The sequence below is a fragment of the uncultured Campylobacter sp. genome (assembly GCF_938030785.1).
In the GTDB taxonomy this organism is placed as follows: domain Bacteria; phylum Campylobacterota; class Campylobacteria; order Campylobacterales; family Campylobacteraceae; genus Campylobacter_B.
In genome coordinates this window covers 1-2,848 of record NZ_CALHIK010000119.1, presented here as the reverse complement: position 1 = coordinate 2,848, position 2,848 = coordinate 1, and the positions used below count along the sequence as shown (strand labels likewise).

At 51.5% G+C, this 2,848-nt stretch carries 3 protein-coding genes; 1 reads left to right on the top strand and 2 read right to left on the bottom strand.

Annotated elements, in window-relative coordinates:
* Together Q0438_RS06930 and Q0438_RS06925 are read right to left on the bottom strand one after the other, a co-directional pair.
* Nucleotides 1-959: NFACT family protein (locus tag Q0438_RS06930; RefSeq protein ID WP_299189396.1), on the bottom strand; the 959-nt coding region annotated here is incomplete at its 3' end.
* A gap of 5 nt (nt 960-964) precedes the next feature.
* A complete protein-coding gene (locus Q0438_RS06925) occupies nt 965-1,492 on the bottom strand; it encodes a nitroreductase family protein (RefSeq protein WP_299189393.1) in 528 nt (175 codons plus the stop codon).
* Between the two features lie 94 nt (nt 1,493-1,586).
* Here Q0438_RS06925 and Q0438_RS06920 point away from each other — a divergent pair.
* A partial coding sequence (locus tag Q0438_RS06920) for a 3-isopropylmalate dehydratase large subunit (RefSeq protein WP_299189391.1) occupies nt 1,587-2,848 on the top strand: 1,262 nt, incomplete at its 3' end.

The window sequence follows — 2,848 nt, the reverse complement described above, 5'->3', positions numbered from 1 at the left end:
CGTTTGCGCGGAAGCAAAATTTCAAGCTCCTGCTCGCTCTGCGCGTTTTGGATCAGCTCGCGCAGATTTTCGTAAAATTCCAGCTTGCTTTTTAAATTTTGCTCCTCCAGATGCAAATTTGCGCTTTTGTTTCGCAGCCTTTTTGCTTCGGCATACAGCTGCGAAAGTGCGATTTTAGGCGGGTCTTGTATATCAAACTCCACCCGCTCGCCAGCGCGCGAAATGAGCGAAATATGCCTTTCGTAGTCTTTGATTTTGTATAAATTTTCCTTCAGCAGATCGGCGCGCAGGCTAAAAAGCTCGGCCTGCCTCAAAAGCTCGGCCGCGCTTGGAAGCTCCTTTAGGCTCTGGCTTAAAGCCTCCGTTTTTTTCTCGATGCGAGCGAGCTTTACGTTTCTTAGCGAGGTGATCTTGCGCTCGTTTAAGCTTTTAAATTCTGCTTCAAAAAAGGCGTCAAAATCCTCTATGCGCGCTACCTTTTGCTCTTTTATCTCGCGCGGGGGCAGCGGGATCAGCTTTTTGCCGACGCGAATGCTTCTAAAATCGTTATCGAAGTGGCGCAGCGCCTCCAAAATAACCCCCGCCTCATCCGTGATGATGACGTTCGTAAAGCGCCCGGTAAATTCGAAATAGATCTCCGAAACGAGCCTTTTATAGCCCACGCTAAGCTCGGTGCGAATGGATAAAATTCTATTATTTTGCGGCACGGCGATCTTTAAAATTTTACTTTTCACAAAGCGCTTGGCGAGCACCACGTCAAAGGGCGCCTTGTAGGTTTTGCTCTCGGTAAATGCGGCGTTTTTGTGGATGTTTGAGCTCGTTTTGTCCATGTCGAAAAACAGCGTCTCGTCGCCGTCGAAGCAAATTTTAAAAAGATTATCGCCCGTGCGCTTTATGTGCGAGATAAATTTTTTGCTTTGCAGATAGTCGCAAATTTGAATTAAGTTTTGATACTTCATACGCGTTAAAATTTCTCTTTATGGATTTTGGCTAAATTTAGCTTTTGCAGATCGTGCGGGCTCGGGTGCTGCTGCGGTACGCCGAGGGCTAGTATCGCTTCTGCTTTGAAATTTAGCGGAAAGCCCAGCGCCTCGCGCAAAAACTCCTCGCTACTGCGTCCGTCCGCGGCGGCGCGCAATCTTACCTGCACCCAGCAGCTGCCGAGATTTAGCGCGCTTGCGGCAAGGTGCATGTAGCCTAGCGCTACCGAGCAGTCCTCGATCCAGACGTCCTGCTTCTGCGTATCTGCGATCACTACGATCGCGGCCGTGGCCTGTTTTAGCATATCCGCTCCGCTTTCGCGGCATGCGCTTAGCCGCTCAAGCATCCGTTTGTCGCGCACGAGGATGAACTCCCACGGACAGAGCGCGCGACCTGAGGGCGCAAGCAGACCCGCTTTTAAAATTTTATCCAGCGCCTCGTCCTCAAGCGGCTTAGGCGCGTATTTTCTTACGCTTCTGCGGTTTGCAAAAATATCTAAAATTTCCATCATCTCGCTCCTTGCGGCTCAATTATACATAAAATTGCAAAAATTTATGATTTTTTAGCTAAAATCGCGCAAATTTAACCGACACGAAGGAGATTTTATGAAGCAGACGATCACGGAGAAAATTTTTAGCGAGCACGTGGGCGAGGCGGTTTTTGCGGGACAGATCATCGAAAGCGCCATCGATATGGTCATCGGCAACGACATCACGACGCCAATTTCGATCAAGCAGTTTGAGCTTAGCGGCGCAAAAAAGCTCGCCAATCCGGACGGCTTTGCGATCGTGATGGATCACTATATCCCTACGAAGGATATTTTAAGCGCAAACCAAGCTAAAATTTCACGCGAGTTTGCCTATAAGCACGATTTGAAAAACTATTTCGACGAAAAGGATATGGGTATCGAGCACGCGCTGATGCCTGAAAAGGGGCTCGTAGTACCCGGCGACGTCATCATCGGCGCGGACAGCCACACCTGTACCCACGGCGCGCTGGGGGCTTTTGCGACCGGTATGGGCAGCACCGATCTTGCTTTTGCGATGATAACGGGCAAGAATTGGTTTAAGGTGCCACCTACGATCAAAGTGATCTTTCGCGGCAAGCCCGCGCCGCACATCTACGGTAAAGATCTGATTTTAGAGGTGATCCGCCTCATCGGCGTGGATGGCGCGCGCTATAAGGCGCTGGAGTTCTGCGGCGACGCGCTGGAGCATTTGGATATGGATAGCAGATTTTCGCTTTGCAATATGGCGATCGAAGCGGGCGGTAAGAGCGGTATCGTCGCGGTCGATGAGATCACGAAGGAATTTTTGGCAGATAAAAATTTGCGCGCCGAGCCGAAATTTCACTACTCCGACGAGGGCGCGAACTATGAGCAAATTTTAGAGATCGATGTGAGCAGGCTCGATCCGGTGATTGCGTATCCGTTTCTGCCTAGCAACGGCAAGAGCGTGCGCGAAGCAGTGCGCGATGACATCGCCGTCGATCAGGTATTTATCGGCAGCTGCACCAACGGCAGACTCTCCGATCTGCGGATCGCCGCGCAAATTTTAAAAGGTCGCAAGGTCGCGCGCAAAACTCGCCTCATCATCACGCCTGCGACGCAAAAAATCGCTCTGGCCGCGCAAAAAGAGGGGCTGTGGGATATTTTCGTCGAAGCGGGCGCAGTCGTGAGCAACCCGACCTGCGGCGCGTGCCTGGGCGGATATATGGGGATTTTGGGCGTGGGCGAGCGCTGCGTAAGCACGACTAATCGAAATTTCGTCGGCCGCATGGGAGATCGTAGCAGCGAGGTATATCTGGCAAACTCCGCCGTCGCCGCAGCTAGCGCCGTCGCAGGCAAGATCGCCGATCCGAGGGATTT

Excerpts from the sequence above, each read along its gene's own strand:
- Q0438_RS06925 (WP_299189393.1), bottom strand. The coding sequence starts at position 1,492 with ATGATGGAAATTTTAGATATTTTTGCAAACCGCAGAAGCGTAAGAAAA.